The following is a 21,872-nucleotide window of genomic DNA, read 5'->3' on the forward strand; positions in this document are numbered from 1 at the left end:
ATCCTTATTTTTGGAAGTTCAATAGCAAATATGTCAGATATTATTCAGCTTTTACCGGATCACGTTGCTAATCAGATTGCTGCAGGAGAAGTGGTGCAACGCCCGGCTTCTATTGTTAAGGAATTATTGGAGAATGCCGTGGATGCTGGCGCGGATAAAATCCAGCTGATTATCCGCGACGCGGGTAAAAACCTGATTCAGGTGGTTGACAACGGAATTGGCATGTCCGACACCGATGCAAGGCTGGCTTTTGAACGCCATGCCACTTCCAAGATCCGATCGACAGAAGATATTTTCAAGATTGCCACCAAAGGTTTCCGTGGAGAAGCACTTGCTTCTATTGCAGCTGTTGCGCAGGTTGAGCTGAAAACCAAGCAGAAAGATGCGCCGGTTGGGACTAATATTTATATCGAGGGCGGACAGTTCCAGTTTCAGGAACCGGTACAGACGGTAGAAGGTTCTAATTTTTCTGTCAAGAATTTATTTTACAACGTTCCGGCAAGGCGCAAATTCCTGAAAAATGACAATGTAGAATTCCGTCATATCATTGATGAATTCCAGCGTGTTGCACTCGCTCATGAGACGATTGAGTTTGAGATGTTTCATAATGACGAGCCTGTTTTCCGCCTGAGAAAAGGCGGACAGATGCAGCGTATTGTAGATGTTTTCGGCAGGAAACTGCAGCCGATTTTGATCCCTATCAAGGAAGATCTTGGTTGGGTAGACCTGCATGGTTATGTCGCGAAGCCGGAAGGTGCCAAAAAAGTAAGAGGTGAGCAGTTTTTCTTTGTCAACGGGCGATATTTTAAAAGCCCTTATCTCAGCAAAGCGGTACAGGAAGCGTTTGAAGGTTTGTTACAACCAGGCTATATCCCTTCTTTTTTTCTTTATCTGCAACTGGATCCCGAGAAAATAGATGTGAATATCCACCCTCAAAAAACCGAAGTCAAGTTTGAGGATGAGGCTTTGATATTTGCCCTGATGCGTTCCACCATCAAGCGTTCTCTGGGGATCTATAATATTGCGCCAAGCCTGGATTTTGAAAGAGACCCAAAGATGGAAGCTTTTTTCTCATCCACGCCAAGCAAAGCCAACAGTGGTGCACCAATGCCTTCTGCGATTAATGTTGACCGGGATTTTAATCCGTTTGTTTCAGAAAAAATATCAAACGAGGAAAAAATAAACCTTGCCGAACTGTATGATGTTACCGCTTCTGCAGCACCATCCAAGATTAATCTTTTTGAAGATGATGACCTGGATGAAGACCTTTTTCGGTTGCCCAACGGCTATTGGCTGCTCAACAAAGACGGGCAAACTTATATGCTGGATCTTGGGCGGATGCACCGCGTCCTGATGTCTTCTCATCAGGAAAACCTTCCGACCAAAAAAGCAGGTCAAAGCCTTTTATTTTCTTTGGAATATCATCTGAATGAGATTGAAAAAAACAAATACAAGTCCATCAAAAAATATTTGCCCGATTTTGGGTTTGAAATGACCTTGGCTCAGGAAAATGTGCTGAGAATAGAAGCCGTTCCCGAAGCTTTAAAAGAATCTCAGGTTATCAAATTCCTCGAAAAAATCTTTGAAATCCTGGAGTACAGGACTGAAGAAGACTTCTACAAATATTTTGAATACCAATGGGTAAAACTAAAAACCAAGTCCAAGTTCGATTTTATTTATAAAACCGAAGTCGAGCAACTGGTAAAAGACTTTATAGAGCTTGGGTTTCCGCAGTATACCGTCAATGGGAAAAAATGCTGGCTGGAAGTGCCCTTTGATGATTTTAAAAATAAATTTTAAACTATGTTTCCACAACTGACACCTGTTACCAAAAATATTATTATTCTGAATGTAGTGGTTTTTATTGCAACATTTTTGCTGGAAAACTACAATATTAACGCCACAGGACTGCTTGCAGGCTATTTTCCGTTGTCTCCCAACTTCCACTCCTGGCAGATTATAACGCACATGTTTATGCATGGGAGCATTCTTCACATTGCTTTTAATATGATGACATTGTGGAGCTTTGGGCCTGTGTTGGAGCAAGTGTTGGGCGAAAAAAAATTCCTGATCCTATATTTTGCTTCAGGTCTGGGCGGCTTTGCCCTTTACAATTTGTGGAATTATTACGAAGTCAGCCAGATTACCAACTTCTTGACATCTCAAGGTTTTGACATCCATGAGATTTATAAATACGCTGATTTTTCTTACAGCGGAGAGCGGCCTATTAACTCCAACAACCCCGAAGTGATTGACCAAGCCAAAAAATTATTTGGCATGCTAACCACGCCAATGGTTGGTGCATCTGGTGCTATATTTGGGGTAATTGCTGCATTTTCAACACTTTTCCCGGATGCTAAGCTGATGTTCCTGTTTATCCCTTTTCCTATCAAGGCCAAATATCTGACGCCTATAATCATTGTAGTTTCGCTATTTTTGGGATTCAGGCAAAGCGATGGAGATAACATTGCCCATTTTGCACATTTGGGAGGCGCGTTGATTGGTTTCCTTTACATCCTGAGCTGGAAGAAAAACAGAGACAGGATACAATAGATGGTAATTATACGTTTTCTTTTAACAGCATTGCATTTGCTGGTTATTTCCATCTTGTTTGGAACAATTCTGAATGCTTACATTCCGCCGCGGGTTTTTGGTTTTCTGAATTTGCTTTCTTTAGCATTTCCAATATTAATTATTGCTAATGTATTATTGCTGATTTTCTGGATCATCACATGGAGAAAGAGGTCTGTTATTTTCCTGTTGCTGTCGTTGTGTTTCATTACTCCCACAAGGCGGTGGATCAATTATACTTCAGAAAAAAAAGAAAAACCCAATCTCAAACTCCTGTCCCTGAACGGCAAATTCGGTGCGTTAGGCGATGACGCGATCTATAATTATATTAATAAACAGAATGCCGATATTGTTTTCCTTCAGGAATTTAACAGTGATGAAAAACCGGAAGGATTTGGATATTCCGGGAAAAATTATGCCTACATCAAGATTTTTTCTAAATATCCAATCTCCGAAACCGGCCTGATAAAAACAGATGTTAATAACGGCTTATCTATTTTTGCTGATATCAAAATTAATGGAAAAACCATCCGGTTTGTCAACATTTATATGGAACCTTTTTTTCTGGAAAAGAAAATGGTAAGGCCAACAAGCGATATGAACAGGAATGAAGAAAAAGCCAGAAAAGTACTTCATATGCTGATCCCAACATTCAAAAAACATGAGACCGAGATCAATCAGATCAAGAATTTTATCAATGCTTCGCCTTATCCTGTGATTGTGGGCGGCGACTTCAATGCGGTTCCCAATTCTTACGAATATTACAAAATTTCCGAAGGTTTACAAGATGTGTTTCTCAAAGCCGGGAAAGGCAGTGGGACAAGTTTCCACGATTTTAAATTCCCTCTAAAGATAGACCACGTATTTGCATCAGAATCTATAACTCCGATTAGTTATAAAGTAGACAGAACGGTCAGGATATCAGACCATTTTCCGGTCATCGCTACGTTTAATATCAAATAATTTTACGATTTTTGCAGCTATGAAGCTTATAATCTGTACATTAATCATTGCGTCCACAGCACTGTCCTGTTCCCAAAAAAGTACGGCACAAAATAATCCCGACAATCTGGAGGCTGCACCCAGTATAACTTACGATACAACAGTCATAGATTCTTTCGGTCCCGGCGCCACTTCGGAAAGTGTGATGTCGAAAATTAATGCCGTTGCCATCAAGAGAGAAAAGGACAGCCTTGCAGCGATTGCGAAAGCGGCACAGGAAAAATTGGATAAAGGAAAAGCAGAAAAAGAAGCCCAAAAAACCAAAGAGGAGAAAAAAGAAAGCAAACCGGAAAAAACGGAATCTCCCACATCTCCAGAATCGACCAACTAAAACATAAAAAACCATCAGGAAACCCTGATGGTTTTGACGGTTTATCTATAATGTTTTTTAGCCGGATTATTTATTGTAGAATTCTTCCACTTTATCCCAGTTGATTACATCAAAAAAAGCGGCAACATAATCTGGTCTTCTGTTCTGATATTTTAGGTAATAAGCGTGTTCCCAAACATCAATACCTAATATCGGAGTTCCCTGAACATCCGCAACAGGCATCAGTGGATTATCCTGGTTTGGTGTGGAAGAAACAACCACAGATCCGTCAGCATTTTTTACAAGCCAAGCCCATCCGGAACCAAATCTTGTTTTGGCTGCGTTAGAAAAATCTTCTTTGAATTTTTCAAAACCACCCAATTTCTCAATTTCGGCTTTTACGTTGCCTACCGGTTCTTTGCTTCCTCCCGGTGTCAAAAGTTCCCAGAAAAGCGAATGGTTGTAGTGTCCGCCGCCATTATTCCTTACAGCTGGTTTATCAGTTCCTATTTTTTGTAGATCTACAAGAGATTTTCCCTCAAGATCTGTTCCTTCAATTGCTTTGTTTAGATTATCCACATACGCCTGATGGTGTTTTGTATAGTGGATTTCCATTGTTTTTGCATCAATCGTTGGTTCCAACGCATCGTATGCATAATTTAGTTTTGGTAATTCGAATGCCATAGTTTTACTATTTATTTGTTAATAATAAATGAATTGTCCAAAAATACTCAATTATTATTCCATCAGACAAAAATCCTCATTTTTTTATAAATATTTAACATCGATATTTTTAATAATTTTTGACGTAACTTTGACCCATTCTAAATAATTATTACTAGCATTTTAATTATTTGGGCAGCTTATCCGCCTTCTGCTCCCAATCTTTTTTGCACGAAGTTTTCAGTCCAAATAAAACTTGAAGTACAAGCAAAAAAGGATTTCCGCTCAAGTCGGGCTGCTGTAATTCAACGCTTTAGCATTGGACTCAATTCGAACAAGTAAATTATAACATCTAATATCTACATCCAAAATGTTTGATATCAACAACATAAGATCGCAATTCCCTATTCTAAATCAACAGGTCAACGGAAAACCTTTGGTTTATCTGGACAATGCAGCGACTTCGCAAAAACCATTGTCTGTCATTAAAACCTGGGAAAAATATTACGAAACCATCAATGCCAATGTGCATCGTGGGATTCATACGCTGAGCCAACTGGCCACTGAAGAAATGGAACTGGCGAGACAGAAAATCCAAAAGTTCATCAACGCCAAACACGATTACGAAATCATTTTCACCAAAGGAACAACCGAAAGTATCAATCTTGTGGCTTATGCTTTGACGAATCAGATCAAAAAGGATGACGAGATCATTATTTCTTATCTGGAACACCATTCCAACATCGTCCCTTGGCAAATGCTTTGCGAGAGAACCGGCGCCAAACTAAGGGTAATTCCTATGGACGAAAACGGCATTCTTCAAACCGACGTCTTAGATTTCTGGTTGGGAGAAAAAACCAAAATGGTTGCGGTTAATCAGGTATCCAACGCTTTGGGAATCGTTAATCCAATCGAAGAAATTATTGCCAAAACCAGAAAACTTTCCAATGCTTATGTTTTGATTGACGGCGCGCAATCGGCACCGCATTTCAAAATCGATGTTCAGAAAATGGACTGCGACTTTTTTGTATTCTCAGGGCACAAGATGTACGCACCAATGGGAACAGGGATTCTATATGGGAAAGAATCTGTTTTGGAAAACCTTCACCCCTTCCACGGTGGCGGCGAAATGATCGACAAGTGTAGTTTTGATGGGACAACTTATGCAGGTTTACCTTTCAAATTCGAAGCTGGGACGCCTAATGTTGGCGGTAATATTGCTCTGGGTGCAGCCGTTGATTTTATAGAAAAGATCGGTCACGATAATCTTCAGATCCACGAAAACGAACTTCTGAATTACGCACAGAAAAAACTTTTGGAAATCGAAGGCCTTTATATTTATGGTGAAAAAGCCAACAGGACCGGCGTCGTCTCTTTTAATCTGAACGGAGTAGGAATAGCGTCTGACACTGGCATGATTCTCGACAAAATGGGGATTGCCGTAAGAACCGGACATCACTGTACACAACCGATTATGGATTTCTTCAATATTGCGGGAACTGTCCGTGCGAGCTTTGCGGTTTACAACACCTTAGAAGAGATCGATATTCTTGCAGAAGGTGTAAAAAAGGCACAAAGAATGTTGGTGTAAAATCAATTCAAATAAAACTTAAAAACCCTTTCAGAGTTTCAAACTCTGAAAGGGTTTTTTAATTAAAAACTGCCAAATTGCTAGGTTTTTTCCTGTGGCATAGCGCTTGTGAAATTATAATCCAACATAGAACCAGATTGATTTTCTAAGAAATGTAGAGAATCAATCTTTATATCCATTAAGATTAATGACAATATGTCATCAACTATATTATGACAGAATTTGAAAATATCAATTTTGAAGAGATACTTGACGAGGGCATAGGAATGCTTGCCGAAGAGATTAATTTTTCTGACTTCGATACTAAGGAAAGCGATGAATCTCAAAACCTTTTCCCGATCCTTCCGGTGAGAAATATGGTTATGTTCCCAAAAGTGATTATTCCCATAACAGCTGGAAGAGAAAAGTCCAAAACACTGCTGGAAGAAGCACAAAAGGAAAATAAATTCATCGGGATCATCAGCCAGAAAAACCCAAACGAGGAAAATCCAACAGAGAAAGACCTTTATGCTGTCGGAACTTTGGCTAAGATCATCAAAATTATCAAACTCCCTGAAGGTAATATCACAGCCATTACAAGAGGGTTCCAAAGATTTAAACTCAAAAAAATGGTTTCTCAGGAGCCTTATTTTATTGCCGAAATTATCAGGCTAAAAGATGCTCAGCCTAAGGATAAAGAAGAGTTTTCTGCACTGATGGATAATATCAAAGATCTGGCGGAAAAGATTATTAATATTGATCCCAACATCCCCAATGCGGCTCAGTTTGCTATTAAAAATATTGACGGGCAGGAAGATCTCCTGAATTTTGTTTCTGCCAACGGCAACTTTTCATCAGACAAGAAACAAAGGCTGCTGGACGAGAAATCGTTAACCGGACGTGCAAAAGCATTGTATGAATTGATGCACGACGACTTCCGCCATTTGGAACTGAAAAACCAGATCCATCAGAAAACAAGCAAAGATCTTGACAAACAGCAACGCGAATATTTTCTGAATCAACAGATCAAAACCATTCAGGAAGAATTGGGTGGTGGCGCTGAATCTGACGCTGATGAATTCCGCCTAAAAGCTGAAAAAATAAAATGGAACTCTGACGTAGAAAATCACTTCCAAAAAGAACTGCAAAGGCTGCAACGCCAGCATCCAAATTCCCCGGATTATAACGTCCAAAGAAATTATCTGGATTTCTTTACCGATTTGCCTTGGGAAAAATATTCCAAAGATCATTTTGATCTCAAAAAAGCGGAAAAACTTCTTGATAAAGAACATTTCGGACTGGAAGAAATCAAAAAAAGAATCCTGGAACATATTGCTGTCCTTAAATTAAAGAACGATATGAAGTCGCCAATTCTTTGTTTGGTTGGTCCTCCGGGAGTTGGAAAAACCTCGCTTGGAAAATCGATTGCAGATTCTTTAGGAAGAAAATATGTTCGAGTTTCCCTTGGCGGTTTGCACGATGAGAGCGAAATCCGCGGACACCGGAAAACTTACATTGGTGCGATGGCCGGCAGGATTATTCAGTCCATCAAAAAATCTGGGACATCCAATCCTGTGATCGTCCTTGATGAGATTGATAAAATCGGGCAAGGCGCGCACGGCGACCCGAGTTCCGCTTTGTTGGAAGTTCTTGACCCTGAACAAAATAGCAATTTCTATGATAATTTCTTGGAAATGGGTTATGATCTTTCCAAAGTAATGTTTATTGCAACTGCCAACTCACTTTCTACTATCCAAAGGCCTTTGTTGGACAGAATGGAGATCATCAGCATTGCAGGCTATACGTTGGAAGAAAAAATTGAAATTGCTAGAAGACACTTAATCAAAAAACAGCTTCAGGAAAATGGTTTGGATGCAAAATCCTTAAAACTGGGAAATCCTGAACTGAAACATATTATTGAAGCCCACACTTCGGAAAGCGGCGTAAGAACGCTGGAAAAAAGGATAGCGGCCATTGCCCGTTGGGTAGCACTGCAGCTGGCTATGGAGAATGACTATGATCCAAAAATTTCTGTTGAGAAAGTGGATGAGATCCTGGGCGTGCCAAGGCCAAAAACATTAGCAGAAATAACTGATGTACCCGGCGTTGTAACCGGATTGGCCTGGACAAGCGTTGGCGGTGACATTTTGTTTATAGAAAGTATTTTATCCAAAGGTAAAGGAATACTGACAATGACCGGGAATCTCGGAAATGTAATGAAGGAATCCGCTACTATTGCATTAGAATTTATCAAAGCGCACCACGAAGATCTGGGCATATCTGAGGAAGATATAGAGAAAAAAAATATCCACGTCCACGTTCCTGAAGGCGCCACACCAAAAGATGGCCCGTCTGCCGGGATTGCAATGCTGACATCAATGGTGTCCAGCTACAAAAACAAAAAAGTGAAACCCCATTTGGCAATGACCGGCGAAATCACACTGCGCGGCAAAGTATTGCCTGTTGGCGGTATTAAAGAAAAACTGTTGGCAGCTACAAGAGCAGGCATCAAAGAAGTCATCCTTTGTGAGGCCAACAGAAAAGATGTGGAAGAAATCAAAAAAGATTATCTGAAAAACCTAAAAGTCAACTACGTGACCAATATGAGTGAAGTGGTTGATATTGCACTAAAATAGATTCCAAATCAATTTTACCAGAATCCGTTGTTTTATATTTGTAAAGCAACGGATTTTTTTATGTCATAAAATTAAAAATATTTGGTTTTTGAATCAAAATTTTAATTAATTTCGAATAATCATCACAAATTTTATAATTATGAAATACGTTAAGTTTATCCTCTGCCTTCTCTTTGGCCTGATGTTTATCAATGCCGGTCTGGACAAATTTCTGCATTATATGCCAATGCCTACACCAACCGAGGAACAGAAAAAACTGTTTGCCGCTTTTGCAGAAATCAGCTGGCTGATGCCATTGGTTGGTACGGTAGAAATCGTAGGTGGTTTACTGTTTATCGCTCCAAAAACAAGGGCGTTGGGAGCTATTGTCATACTTCCTGTTTTGGTGGGTATTGTCATTCATAATTTCACTAAATTTCCTACCACAGAAGGGATGATCATCGTAACTGTTCTCGCCCTTATCAACTTGTGGATACTCTATGACAACCGTGGAAAATATAAAACTTTGATCAGTTAAAAAAAGGAAGGTCGTCAGACCTTCCCTTTTATATTATAAATTTTCAATTGCTTTCAGAATCCTATCTTTATCAGCGGTTCGCATTCCATCAATATGCTCTCCGGAAAATTCTAAGAACTGTTTTGGTTCAGGAGCATTCTCGTAAATCAATTGACCTTGTTCAAAAGGAACGGTAGAATCGCCTTTGCTGTAAATGAATAATTTTGGAAGCCCCGCCAATGCCTTAACATCTTCTTTTGCGGAATAGGGAGATGTGACATACTTTTCAATAATTTCTTTCATTTCCGGTTTAAACTTAATGGCAATATCTGTGAAGGAGGACATCCCGCCATCTAAGATCAAACCCGAGATTTTTGACTGATTGCCTTTAGCCAGATGTGTCGCAATCTGAGATCCTAATGATGCTCCATAAAGGTAAATTTTAGTATTACTGATGTCTTTTCTGCTTAACACATAGTCAAAAAATTTCTGACCATCTTCTGCCACGTTAAGGTGCGTGGGTGTCCCGGTTGACTTCCCGTAACCTCTCATATCTACCATTACAACCTGAAACCCTGCATCTACTAATGGTTTTGTCATAAACTGGTAAGTTGAAATATTTCCTGCTGCCCCGTGAAAAAACAGAATGGTTTTTTTGATTGATTTTGATTCTGGTTTCAAAACAACCGCGGTGATGGTATCATTGTTTACAGGAAGGCTTACCTGTTCGATGTTCTTGAACTCCAGAGCTTTCATTTCTTTTTTAGACTGATAGAACTTGTCATCCATCTGCGCTTTTGAAAAAAATGATACTAAAATTAAAAAGATGGTGATAAAGATTGAAGTTTTCATATGTAGATATTTATTGTTTTTTTTTTTGCTATATGTTATCGCAGTATCTTTGATGTTTGAGTTTCTCAATCAAGGCGATTTCATAAGTTTTGTTTTTTTGATACCCCAAAATTAGGCTGGCGCAAAAGAAACTCAAAAAAAACACAACCGAACGGTCAAAAATCTTTACTGAGCAGTCATAATAAGATCATAAAAACAAAAGACTGCCCTATTGAGCAGTCTTTATCTATTAAAAAAAAGAAAAATCTTATTTCAAACTTCCTACCATATCTTCCGGTTTTACCCATTCATCAAACTGCTCAGCAGTCAGAAGGCCAAGATTAACCGCTTCTTCTTTAAGCGTTGTACCGTTTTTATGTGCAGTTTTTGCGATTTTAGCAGCATTTTCGTATCCGATATGCGTGTTAAGCGCGGTTACCAACATTAGTGATTTGTCCACCAATTCTTTGATTCTTGGCAAATTAGGCTCGATACCTACAGCACAATGCTCATTAAACGAGATCATGGCGTCTGCCAATAGTTGCGCAGATTGCAAAAAGTTGGCAGCCATCACCGGTTTGAAGACATTCAGTTCGTAATTACCTTGTGTTCCTGCGAAAGAAATAGTGGTATCATTCCCGAGAACCTGGGCGCAAACCATGGTTAAAGCTTCGTTTTGTGTAGGATTTACTTTTCCCGGCATAATAGAAGAACCCGGTTCATTCTCCGGAATGTGGATTTCACCAATTCCTGATCTAGGACCAGAAGCCAGCAATCTGATATCCTGAGCAATTTTATAAAGTGAGACGGCCAGTTGCTTAAGAGCACCGTGCGTTTCAACAATGCCATCGTGAGCCGCCAGAGCTTCAAATTTGTTAGGTGCCGTTACAAATGGCAATCCTGTAAAATCTGCGATGTACTTAGCAACCAAAACATCATACCCTTTTGGTGTATTAAGACCCGTTCCCACGGCTGTACCGCCTAAAGCCAATTGCTTAAGGTGCTCCAGCGTATTTTCGATCGCTTTTTTCGCATAATCCAATTGCGCCACGTAACCGGAAAATTCCTGTCCTAGCGTCAACGGTGTTGCATCCATCAGGTGTGTTCTTCCTATTTTCACCACACTCTGGAATTTTTTGGATTTTTCGTCCAACGTATTTCTCAATTTTTCCAAAGCCGGCAAAGTTTCTTTCACCACTTTGGTGTAAGCCGCAATGTGCATGGCTGTAGGATAAGTGTCATTAGAAGATTGCGACTTGTTGACATCATCATTGGGGTGGACATCTGTTTTCTCGCCCAATTTCCCTCCATTGTTAACGTGTGATTTGTTCGCTATCACTTCGTTCACATTCATGTTAGACTGTGTCCCGGAGCCTGTTTGCCAGATAACAAGCGGGAACTGGTCATACAGCTCACCTGCAAGAATCTCTTCACAAACTTTGGCAATCATATCTCTCTTTTCATTAGAGAGCACACCTAATTCTGCATTGGTATAAGCTGCGGCTTTTTTCAGGTATGCAAATGCATTAATGATCTCATGAGGCATGCTGCCTTCCGGTCCAATTTTAAAATTGTTCCTGGAACGCTCTGTCTGTGCACCCCAAAACTTGTCTGAAGGCACTTGCACCTCGCCCATTGTGTCTTTTTCAATTCTGAAACTCATTGTATAATTTTTTTATTTATTAAAATTTTGTAGGTATAAAACCAAATTTATTAGGAGCTGATTCCCGCTTTCCGCTCATACGCCTCACGCCGCTGCATTTTCCAAGGCATGTTCCGGGGTAACCGCTTCAATCGGGGCTAGTTGATAAAGCCTGTTTTCATTCTTTTTCAACCCAATTCCGACTGATTATTAAACATTACGAATGTACTAAAAACTGAAAATTTATCAAAATGAAAAAAATCAATCCCCAAATTTTGTCTGGTAAGATAAAATCGTTTATTTTTGCTGTTAAATATAGATCATTATGATGTTATCAGCATTCTGGCCGTTTTACCAGTTCCTTTGGACAATTTATTTTTTCACAATGTTCCTTTGTGGATTCTGGTGTATCTTTATGTTTGCGACATTTATTGTCCCACTTTGGTTGACAGAAGGTGTAGCAGAGTACTTTGGAAAAATCAATAAAAACTTTGATCCAGAACAAGTAAGATACAAAAAACTATATGAGCAAGAAGGTGTAGAAGTAATCTACCAAAGACCTGCAGGCGAAAAACCAGCGAACCACGGTCATCATTAATAGGGCAATTTTCTTTTCGTGAGAGATTGCACTCAAAGCGAAACAATATATATGAAATCCATTCTTTCGAGAGTGGATTTTTTATTTTTTGACATAAAGTCGCATAGGTCCAACTAATAATTAGGTGATCATTACTAAAATGTTCTTTGGAAACAGTGTATAAAACTTTATCTCTTTTGTGCTTTTAGATAACAGCATCCTATCAAAACTTCTGACATCCTACTTCCTACTTCCTACTTCCTACTTCCTACTTAAATCTTATTTCCGTATCTTTGCCAACTAAAATTTAAGTATGTCTAAGTCATTAATTCCGAAACTGGAAGCGATAAAACAACGATATAATGAGGTTGCTGACCTGATCATTCAGCCCGATGTGATAATGGATCAGAAACGCTACTCTTCCCTTAATAAAGAATACAGCGATCTGGGTAAGATTGTAAAGGTTTTTGATGAATACAAAGGCGCCCTTAATACCATAGAAGAATCAGACGAGATTATTGCGGATGGTTCTGATAAAGAGTTTACCGAATTGGCCAAAATCGAAAAAATGGAGGCTCAGGACAAACTTCCGGCGTTGGAAGAAGACCTTAAATTTCTCCTGATACCAAAAGATCCCGCAGATGATAAAAATATTATTCTGGAGATGCGTGCCGGAACCGGCGGTGATGAAGCGGCTATTTTTGTAGAAGACATGTACAGGATGTACTCGATGTACTTCAAGACCAAAGGCTGGAAGCATGAGATCACCGATGTCAGCGAGGCATCCAAAGGTTATAAAGAATTGATCATGAAGGTAGAAGGCGAAAGTGTCTACGGTATTATGAAATTCGAGTCTGGTGTTCACCGTGTGCAACGTGTCCCAGAAACAGAATCCCAGGGCCGTGTCCATACCTCTGCTATCACAATAGCTGTTTTGCCTGAGGCTGAAGAAGTAGATGTAGAAATCAACCCGGCTGATATCGAGATGCAGACATCCCGATCTGGCGGTGCTGGTGGACAAAACGTAAACAAAGTGGAAACTAAGGTGCAGCTGACGCACAAACCTTCGGGATTGGTAGTCGTTTGTCAACAAGCCCGTTCTCAGTTAGCTAACCGGGAATTGGCAATGGAAATGTTGAGAGCTAAACTCTATGATATCAAACTTCAGGAAGTGGTGGGTGATATCGCCGCTCAGAGAAAAACCATGGTCTCCACAGGTGACCGTTCTGCGAAAATTAAAACCTACAATTATCCGCAAGGCCGTGTCACAGATCACAGGATCAATAAGTCAATCTACAACCTGGATGCTTATATGAATGGTGATATTCAGGAGATGATGGATGCCGTAATCATGGCGGAAAATGCCGAAAAACTGAAAGGCGAAGAGGAAGGCATCGCATAACAAATAAAAAGGAGATTGTAAAAACAATCTCCTTTTTTTATAACATACCTAGCTCAAACTTGGCCTCTTCGCTCATCATTTCGCGCGTCCAGGTTGGCTCAAAGGTTAATTCAATTTTGGCAGATTTTACGCCTTCTACGCCCCTTACCTTGTCTTCTACTTCTACTGGCAGCGTCTCGGCCACCGGACAATTGGGAGACGTTAATGTCATGATGACCAAGACTTCACCTTCATCAGAAATCTGTACATCATAAACCAATCCTAATTCATAGATATCAACTGGGATCTCAGGATCAAAAACGGTTTTCAGTTCCTTAATTATTTCTTCCCCAATATCTGCAATCTGGTCGTCTGTATATTTCATTTTAATCTAATCTTTTTAATAAATCTTCTTGCCGCATACGGCGGAAAATATTAGCCAAAGTTAAGACATCTTTTTCACAATAATGAATGATTCTGTCTATATCGCCTTCATTATAATAAATATCGGCTACCATGCTGCCGTCTATATCGTCCTTTGGTGTAGGAACACCGAAGAGATGGGCGAGTAACTCCAGGGAAACAAAACTTTTCCAGTCACCAAACTTCCAAAGTTCCATGGTGTCCAAATGCGGGATTTCCCAAGGTTTTTTACCAAACATCTGAAAAGGAAACGGTGGCTGAATACCATTGATTAACAAACGCCTTGCGATGTAAGGAAAATCAAACTCTTTACCATTGTGGGCACAAAGGATGACATTGGCCATACGTGGGCTGTTAAAGATCTCGCAGAATTCCAACAACAACTCTTTTTCCTCACCAGAAAACGTTTTGATTTTAAGCCTTCCTGAGTTGTTATCAATCATTCCTATAGAGATACAAATAATCTTCCCGAATTCGGCCATGATCCCGGCACGCTGCTCATAAAAATCGGAAGCTTCTATCTCATCCTTCCTTTGCAATCTTGTCTTCTTATCCCATAGATATTGGCTGGTAGTATCCAAATTGTCCCATTTGTCTATCTGTGGAACTGTCTCTATATCCAGAAATAGAATATTTTCTATCGGAATTTTGTGAATCATAGGAATCAATCTTTGATTAAAAATAATAAAAAAACCCAACATTTCTGTTGGGTTGTATTATAAATTCTAAATAAAATTAGAACGGATATTCATAAATCTCTGATTCGTGATAGTATGGATTACCTGTTGGCATCAGTTTAAGTTTGGACAATGCTGTCATTACAGTAAAGACAAAAACTCCCACAACAAAAACAAAAGATCCCAAAACTAAGAGAGCCATTGGAAGATTATTCCAATAAGGACCAACTGTACCCGGCATCACCATGTTGAAGTAATCTACGGCATGACCAAAGATCACTACGCAGGCCATAAAAGTAACAACCTTATAATTTCTCTTGATACTGCTGCTTACCAAAACCAATAATGGTGCAAGGAAATTAACAATCAGCATTGGTAAGAACGTCGGCCCGTAATACTCAAAACGGCCTAAGAAATAGTTAACCTCTTCCGGAACGTCTGCATACCAATAAAGCATGAACTGACAGAACCATAAATAAGACCACAACATACTTGTTGCAAAAAGAAACTTACCAAGGTCGTGAAGATGGTTATTATTAAACTGAGGATACACACCTTTTTTCTTAAGATAAACACTAATGATAATCATAATGGCAATAGATGTTGACAGGCAACTAACCATAGAATACCAAATATATAATGTTGAATACCAGTGTGGATCGATAGACATCAACCAATCCCATGCCCATGCGGCAGAAGCAAATCCAAAGAAAGCGATGTAACCAACGTTCCAGCTATACAAACTTGCATAGATCTTTCTGTCACCTTTGTTTTCATCCACTTTTTTAGAAAGGCTTTTAAGCTTCCATGCAAAGAAGGACGCGCCTACTACGTAAATGATCGTTCTGATAGCATAGAAAGGAATATTAAGAAATCTTTTCTTTTCGAATAAAATCACATCGAACTCCGGTGAATTGGGATCCGTTAGATTAGGATCCATCCAGTGGAATAGATGCCCCTGATGAGTCACATTCAGTATCATAATGATAACCAATAATGCACCTCCGTAAGGGATAAATGATGCAATAGCTTCCATCACCCTTGTTACAATAATAGACCAGCCGGCGTGTGCTGCATGCTGAATACTGTAAAAAAACAAGGCACAACAGCTAATCCCGAAGAAGAACACTGCAAACGTGTGGATGGCAGCCAATGGCTGATTATGAACCTGAAGTTTTGCGTGCTCCAGATGCGCATTATGATCTTGTGGGCCAACCAACTCGCTGGAATGCGAAGGCGCATCATGCCCTTTGGAATGAGCGGTCTCCATCCAATGGGTAATTGTAGCATCATCCAAGCCGTGGTTAAGTGCATAACCAATACCGAACAAAACAACGCCTACAACAATGAGTATAATTGAATATAATCTTAATTTAGGTGAAAAACTATACATTTTTTTCTTTATTTTTTATTAGCATTGGTTTTTTCGTCAGTTGCAGCAGCAGTAGCGGCTGGCGCAGCATCTGCTTTGGCAAGCGTTGGCGCTTTAAATGTGTTGTAAACATACAATGCCACTCTCCATCTGTCACCTACGTTGAGCTGCCCTGCATAAGATCCCATCGCATTTCTACCATTCGTTAAAACATAATGGATAGATCCGATTGTGATATCTCTGTCAGCATAATTTGGTACACCGGCATAAGCACCACTCTGTACGATTGGCCCCTGCCCATCACCTCCTGTACCATGACATGCTGCACACGTATGATCGAACAAAATCTTACCTCTTGCCAAATCTTTCTCAAGGTTTTTTGGATTAAGAGGAGAAACTGTCACTGTTTTGGAAGCATCATATCCGGCATTATATTCATCTACATTTTTTGGCAATGTTTCCTCGCTTACAATTCCGTCTTTATTCTGTGGTACTGTACCTTCTACCGGCGTAAGCCCTGTGGCACCATTATTAGCTACAAAAGCAGGAATCTCGTTCTCATGATCAGAATAAGCATCCTGAGCTTTCATCAATGGATCATAAGCCGTAGGAAAATACATATCCGGGAAATAAACCAATGGTGGATTATCTTTAGGACCACAAGAATTCAATAAAACACTTGTTAAACCAAAGATTGCTGTAATTTTTAAAATATTATTCTTCATTTTAAGCATCTTTTACGGTTATTTCTTCAACACCTGTATCTATCAAAACCTGCTTGATAGTTTCTACATCATCTGAAACAAATTCTATCATAAATTTATCATCAGTTGTTCTTGGATCAGGATTCTGAGGTTTTGCGCCCGGATACATTTTGTTTCTGAAAAGAAACGTTAACGACATCAGGTGAGCAGAACAGAAAACCATTAGCTCAAATATTGGGTCTACAAATGCAGGCATATTGTGTGCCCAGTCAAATGACGGTTTACCACCAATGTTCTGAGGCCAGTCATGGTTCATGACATACCAGGTTAAAATAATTCCGATACATACCCCATAGAGAGCATAGATAAATGCAGCATCAGAAATCCTCGTTTTTCTTAAACCCAAGGCTTTATCCAACCCGTGAACCGGGAATGGTGTATAAACCTCGTTTATCTTAATTCCTTTATCATTCAAGGCTTTAACGCCGTGCATCATATCATCGTCGTCGCCGTAAAGTCCATATATAATCTTAGTGCTGCTCATCTCCTTCTTTTGCTTTATAAGTTTCACCGGAAATTTTCAAAATACTCTTCAATTCGGCCTGTGCAATAACAGGGAACGTTCTGGCATACAAAAGGAATAATACAGAGAAGAATCCTATTGTTCCAAGATATACACCTACATCTATAATCGTTGGTTTAAACATCGTCCAGGATGATGGCAGGTAATCTCTTGACAGGTTGATTACGATGATATCAAAACGCTCAAACCACATACCGATATTGATAATCAATGCAATGATGAATGTCCAGAAGATATTGGTTCTTACTTTTTTGAACCAGAATGCAGCAGGTACAACCAGGTTACAGATAATCAGCGCCCAAAATGCCCACCAGTATGGTCCAACGGCAGCCCCGGGAGATAGGTAAGTAAAATCTTCAAACCGTGATCCTGAATACCAACCGATAAAATATTCTGTTGCGTAAGCCACAGTTACCATACCACCGGTTACCACGATTACGATATTCATAATCTCTATGTGGTACATTGTGATGTAGTCCTCCAGGTGACAAACTTTTCTTGCGACTAATAATAGTGTCTGTACCATTGCAAATCCTGAGAAGATCGCACCTGCAACAAAGTACGGCGGATATATCGTGGAGTGCCAACCTTTGATTACTGAGGTAGCAAAGTCAAAGGATACTGTGGTGTGTACTGAGAATACAAGTGGCGTTGCCAAACCTGCTAACACCAAAGATAACTCTTCAAATCTTTGCCAGTGCTTTGCTTTCCCACCCCATCCGAAGGCCAGAATGGTATAAATCTTTTTGTTGAATGGCGTTTTTGCGCGGTCTCTGATCATTGCAAAGTCAGGAATCAATCCCATAAACCAGAATACCACTGATACCGAGAAATAGGTAGAGATCGCAAATACGTCCCAAAGTAATGGTGAGTTGAAGTTAACCCAAAGGGATCCAAACTGGTTTGGCAACGGGAATACCCAATATCCAACCCAAACTCTACCCATGTGGATAACCGGGAAGATAGCAGCCTGACAAACCGCGAAGATTGTCATCGCCTCTGCAGAACGGTTAACCGACATTCTCCATCTTTGTCTAAATAATAATAGAACGGCAGAGATCAATGTTCCGGCGTGACCAATACCTACCCACCATACGAAATTGGTAATATCCCAACCCCAGTTGATGGTTCTGTTAAGTCCCCATGCACCGATACCGGTTCCGATGGTGTAAGCAATACAACCAAATCCGTAAACGAACAGTACCAGGGCTGCGTATAAAGATACCCACCATAGTTTGCCTGCACGTTCCTCGATAGGTCTTGCGATATCTTCTGTAATATCGTGATAAGTCTTATGACCAATAATTAAAGGTTCCCTTATCGGAGCTTCGTAATGTCCTGACATTTTTTACCTATTTATTATTTAAACGTTTTTCTCTTCTTTTCTGTTTCTGATTTTTGCATGATAGAATACGTTTGGTTTTGTACCAATCTCTTCAAGCAAAGTATATTTTCTGTTGCCGGTATACAATGATCTCACTTCTGAGTTAACATCATTCATATCACCAAACTTCATGGCGCCGGTAGAACAAGCATTGGCACAAGCCGTTTGGAACTCTCCATCCTGAACTTTTCTGCCATCTTTCTTAGCTTCGAGGATAACATTCTGTGTCATCTGGATACACATAGAACATTTTTCCATCACCCCTCTTGTTCTCGTAACAACATCTGGATTCAATACCATTCTTCCAAGATCGTTATTCATATGGAAATCGAACTTATCATTAAGAGCGTAATTGAACCAGTTAAATCTTCTTACTTTATATGGACAGTTGTTCGCACAATATCTTGTACCGATACATCTGTTATAAGCCATTTGGTTTTGGCCTTGTTTACCATGGGAAGTTGCGGCAACAGGACAAACAGTCTCACAAGGTGCGTGATTACAGTGCTGGCACATTACAGGTTGGAAAATTACATCCGGATTATCCGCAGCATTCTCCAATGCGCCTTCTATACCAAGAACAGAGCTCCCATACAGTTCCGGCACAGCCATCCCTTCTTTCAGCCCTTCATAAACTTCCACTTTTTGTTCTGTAGAATAGTAGCGGTCAATTCTTAACCAGTACATATCCCTAGACATCCTTACTTCTTCTTTACCTACAACAGGTACGTTGTTTTCTGCCTGACATGCAATAACACAGGCACCACAACCGGTACAAGAGTTAAGGTCAACAGAAAGATTGAAGTGAGGGCCATCTGTATCATCAAAAGAATCCCAAAGATCTACTTTCCCAATAGGAAGCTCGCCTCCTAAGGTATGCATTTCCAAAGGTTTGTTCCACTCGTCAACAGGTTTGTTGATATAATCCTCCAGAGAAACTTCTTTCGCAATCTCATAACGACCCATTAAGGTATTCTGAAGCTGCATACCAGCAAATTCATGGGTTTCACCAGTTCTTTCAATTTTTACATTGGAAAGAACTGTGTTATATCCATCAAACAACGGATAAGCGTTGATCCCTGTTTCTGCTACTTTACCAGAATCTTTTTTACCGTAGCCAAGAGCTAGTCCAAGAGAACCATCTGCCTGACCAGGCTGGATAAACACGGGTACATCTTTCAAAGTAACGCCATTTGCAGTAACGTTTACTGTATCTCCATCCAACTGCATTCTAGCATTAAGACTGTTTTCCAATCCTAGACTTTCTGCATCTTTTGGTGAAATAGTAATATAATTATCCCAAGACAATCTTGAAATTGGGTCCGGAAGTTCCATCAACCAAGGGTTGTTAGATTGTGTTCCGTCACCAATAGAAGGTTTGGTATAAAGCTGTAACTCTAATTGAGCTGGTTTGAAAGCTGATAATTCAGCGATAGCCTGAGCAGCATTTCCGCCGGAATAAGATAATCCTGTCGAAAGTCCGCCAGTTGCAAAACCGTTGTATAGATTCTTGTTGAATGACAATCCTCCGTTAAGCGTCAATGCGTTAGCTTTCAAATAATTATAATAATTATTAGCCGGGTTATCTTTTCCGTTAATCCACACTAAAAGAGATTCTTCAATCTGTCTCGATTTGTATATCTTCTGGATTGTAGGTTGCATTAAACAATATGCACCTGTTTCCGGTGTGATATCACCCCAAGATTCTAGCCAATGAGTAAAAGGAATAACTGCCTTTGAAGCTTTATATAATTCGTTTTTCTTATCGGTAATTGCAACAGAATAAGGAACCTTTTCGATTGCAGCCTTTAGAGATTGACCTTTTGCGTGCGAATAAATCGGGTTTATATTATTCGTAATCAAAACACCAACCTGTCCACCATTCAACCAAGAAAGAAATTCGTTGAATCTTGCGTTATCATATTCTTTAAGGAAATTAGCTTTTCCAGTAAATGCGTTAGATGCTAATTTTTGGTTGATTAAGTGCGCCAAAACATAAGCCGCTTTAGAACCATCAGCAAAAACAACAGCGTTGCTGCCTTTTGACTGAAGTTCTTTCACGATTTCGGAAGCCACTTTATCAGAAGTTCCACCATTTAGTCCGTTATAAACTTCTACCAAAGTTTTAAAAACTGCACTTGGTTTCAGTTTATATCTGCTATCGGAGTTAGCACCTGTTAAGCTCATATTAGATTCTACCTGGATATGTCTCAACATATTTTCGCCTGGCTTTCTTGCCGCAGCATAGGAAACTTCAAGGCTTGATGCGTTGTAATCACCTAAGAAATCCGCATTGAAAGAAACCACCAACTGAGACTTGCTAAGGTCATAAACCGGCAAAGCTCTTTGTCCGAATACTTCCTGTGCTGCATCCAAAGCTGCCGCGTAAGGAATCGCATCGTAAGTAATTAGTTCTGCGGAAGGATATTTCGCCTTAAATTCTGCAAATAATTTTTTGAATGTTGGTGAAGCGTAAGATTGAGATAAAAGAACGATTCTTTTTCCTGAAGCTTTAGCTTCTTCTAAACCTTTAATAACGAAATCATCTACTTTATCGAAAGTTTCGTCTTTCCCATCAAGCTTTGGTTGCTTTACTTTATCATTATCATAAAGTGAAAGTACACTTGCTTGTGCTCTTGCGTTAGTTTTACCTAAATCTCCAGCAACTGGGTTTGGTTCAATTTTAATTGGTCTACCTTCTCTAGTCTTTACTAAAACACTAGCAAAATCGAACCCATCAAAATAAGTTGAAGCGTAGTAATTAGGAACCCCAGGAATAATGTCGTGTGGTTTTACTACATAAGGTATCGTTTTGATAACCGGTGCTTCACACGCTGCCAGCGTTACCGCAGCTGTGGAGAATCCTAACAACTTAAGAAAATCTCTTCTGGATGTATTGGCAGAACCTGCATTATCATCGCTTAAGAATTCATCAACCGGAATCTCATTCTGAAACTCTTTCTGAGCCAACTTCCCAGTTAAAGTTGGGTCTTTTAGTTCGTGAATACTTCTGAATTGTATTTTATTTGAAGCCATTTATACTTCTAATT

Annotated in this window: 19 protein-coding genes; 9 read left to right on the forward strand and 10 right to left on the reverse strand. The window is 39.7% G+C overall.

Features of this window, described 5'->3' with window-relative positions; translation table 11 throughout:
• Nucleotides 1–30 precede the first annotated feature (30 nt).
• From mutL to B0B05_RS00270, 4 genes are read left to right on the forward strand one after another with little or no spacing between them, the layout of a single operon-like run.
• Nucleotides 31–1,800, forward strand: a complete 1,770-nt coding sequence (gene mutL, locus B0B05_RS00255; protein ID WP_076781331.1) for a DNA mismatch repair endonuclease MutL — start codon at nt 31–33, stop codon at nt 1,798–1,800.
• A 3-nt stretch (nt 1,801–1,803) separates the two neighbouring features.
• Complete coding sequence (locus tag B0B05_RS00260; protein WP_076781334.1) at nt 1,804–2,553, forward strand: rhomboid family intramembrane serine protease; 750 nt, start codon at nt 1,804–1,806, stop codon at nt 2,551–2,553.
• Nucleotides 2,554–3,534, forward strand: coding sequence for an endonuclease/exonuclease/phosphatase family protein (locus B0B05_RS00265; RefSeq protein ID WP_076781336.1), 981 nt, complete (start codon nt 2,554–2,556; stop codon nt 3,532–3,534).
• Nucleotides 3,535–3,553: 19 nt separating this feature from the next.
• Entirely contained in the window at nt 3,554–3,904 is a 351-nt protein-coding gene (locus B0B05_RS00270) for a hypothetical protein (RefSeq protein ID WP_076781337.1), read from the forward strand.
• 66 nt (nt 3,905–3,970) lie between these two features.
• Here B0B05_RS00270 and B0B05_RS00275 read toward each other — a convergent pair whose 3' ends face one another.
• Complete coding sequence (locus B0B05_RS00275; protein WP_076781339.1) at nt 3,971–4,567, reverse strand: superoxide dismutase; 597 nt, start codon at nt 4,565–4,567, stop codon at nt 3,971–3,973.
• Between the two features lie 349 nt (nt 4,568–4,916).
• Here B0B05_RS00275 and B0B05_RS00280 point away from each other — a divergent pair, with 349 nt between their 5' ends.
• The 3 genes from B0B05_RS00280 to B0B05_RS00290 all read left to right on the forward strand — a co-directional run bounded on the left by B0B05_RS00280 (nt 4,917) and on the right by B0B05_RS00290 (nt 9,269).
• Entirely contained in the window at nt 4,917–6,137 is a 1,221-nt protein-coding gene (locus B0B05_RS00280) for an aminotransferase class V-fold PLP-dependent enzyme (protein WP_076781340.1), read from the forward strand.
• A 212-nt stretch (nt 6,138–6,349) separates the two neighbouring features.
• Nucleotides 6,350–8,752 carry an endopeptidase La gene (gene lon, locus B0B05_RS00285; RefSeq protein ID WP_076781342.1) on the forward strand — a complete coding sequence of 801 codons (2,403 nt, stop codon included), beginning with the start codon at nt 6,350–6,352 and terminating at the stop codon, nt 8,750–8,752.
• 139 nt (nt 8,753–8,891) lie between these two features.
• The gene (locus B0B05_RS00290; protein ID WP_076781344.1) at nt 8,892–9,269 is read left to right on the forward strand and encodes a MauE/DoxX family redox-associated membrane protein; all 378 of its coding nucleotides are present in this window, start codon (nt 8,892–8,894) and stop codon (nt 9,267–9,269) included.
• A gap of 33 nt (nt 9,270–9,302) precedes the next feature.
• Here the strand turns inward: B0B05_RS00290 and B0B05_RS00295 are convergent, their stop codons facing one another.
• Nucleotides 9,303–10,100: an alpha/beta hydrolase gene (locus B0B05_RS00295; protein WP_076781346.1), complete on the reverse strand. Its 798-nt coding sequence runs from the start codon at nt 10,098–10,100 to the stop codon at nt 9,303–9,305.
• Between the two features lie 247 nt (nt 10,101–10,347).
• Nucleotides 10,348–11,742: a class II fumarate hydratase gene (gene fumC, locus B0B05_RS00300; protein ID WP_076781347.1), complete on the reverse strand. Its 1,395-nt coding sequence runs from the start codon at nt 11,740–11,742 to the stop codon at nt 10,348–10,350.
• Between the two features lie 304 nt (nt 11,743–12,046).
• On the opposite strand from fumC, the gene B0B05_RS00305 reads away from it, so the two are divergent.
• Complete coding sequence (locus B0B05_RS00305; RefSeq protein ID WP_076781349.1) at nt 12,047–12,319, forward strand: hypothetical protein; 273 nt, start codon at nt 12,047–12,049, stop codon at nt 12,317–12,319.
• Nucleotides 12,320–12,611: 292 nt separating this feature from the next.
• Entirely contained in the window at nt 12,612–13,700 is a 1,089-nt protein-coding gene (gene prfA, locus B0B05_RS00310; protein WP_076781351.1) for a peptide chain release factor 1, read from the forward strand.
• A gap of 37 nt (nt 13,701–13,737) precedes the next feature.
• Here the strand turns inward: prfA and B0B05_RS00315 are convergent, their stop codons facing one another.
• The 7 genes from B0B05_RS00315 to B0B05_RS00345 all read right to left on the reverse strand — a co-directional run bounded on the left by B0B05_RS00315 (nt 13,738) and on the right by B0B05_RS00345 (nt 21,858).
• Complete coding sequence (locus B0B05_RS00315) at nt 13,738–14,064, reverse strand: SUF system Fe-S cluster assembly protein (RefSeq protein WP_076781354.1); 327 nt, start codon at nt 14,062–14,064, stop codon at nt 13,738–13,740.
• A 1-nt stretch (nt 14,065) separates the two neighbouring features.
• The gene (locus B0B05_RS00320; RefSeq protein WP_076781518.1) at nt 14,066–14,761 is read right to left on the reverse strand and encodes a 3'-5' exonuclease; all 696 of its coding nucleotides are present in this window, start codon (nt 14,759–14,761) and stop codon (nt 14,066–14,068) included.
• A gap of 76 nt (nt 14,762–14,837) precedes the next feature.
• Nucleotides 14,838–16,172: a quinol:cytochrome C oxidoreductase gene (locus tag B0B05_RS00325; RefSeq protein ID WP_076781355.1), complete on the reverse strand. Its 1,335-nt coding sequence runs from the start codon at nt 16,170–16,172 to the stop codon at nt 14,838–14,840.
• An 8-nt stretch (nt 16,173–16,180) separates the two neighbouring features.
• Nucleotides 16,181–16,885 (reverse strand): c-type cytochrome, encoded by a 705-nt coding sequence (locus tag B0B05_RS00330; RefSeq protein WP_076781357.1) that lies wholly within the window; start codon nt 16,883–16,885, stop codon nt 16,181–16,183.
• Nucleotides 16,878–17,399, reverse strand: coding sequence for a DUF3341 domain-containing protein (locus tag B0B05_RS00335; protein ID WP_076781358.1), 522 nt, complete (start codon nt 17,397–17,399; stop codon nt 16,878–16,880). Before B0B05_RS00335 ends, B0B05_RS00330 begins: the two co-directional genes overlap by 8 nt.
• The gene (nrfD, locus tag B0B05_RS00340) at nt 17,386–18,783 is read right to left on the reverse strand and encodes an NrfD/PsrC family molybdoenzyme membrane anchor subunit (protein ID WP_076781361.1); all 1,398 of its coding nucleotides are present in this window, start codon (nt 18,781–18,783) and stop codon (nt 17,386–17,388) included. The genes B0B05_RS00335 and nrfD overlap by 14 nt, the downstream gene beginning before the upstream one ends.
• 18 nt (nt 18,784–18,801) lie before the next feature.
• The gene (locus tag B0B05_RS00345; protein ID WP_076781363.1) at nt 18,802–21,858 is read right to left on the reverse strand and encodes a TAT-variant-translocated molybdopterin oxidoreductase; all 3,057 of its coding nucleotides are present in this window, start codon (nt 21,856–21,858) and stop codon (nt 18,802–18,804) included.
• Nucleotides 21,859–21,872 lie beyond the last annotated feature (14 nt).

This window comes from Epilithonimonas bovis DSM 19482, assembly GCF_900108115.1.
GTDB classification, from domain to species: Bacteria; Bacteroidota; Bacteroidia; order Flavobacteriales; family Weeksellaceae; genus Epilithonimonas; species Epilithonimonas bovis.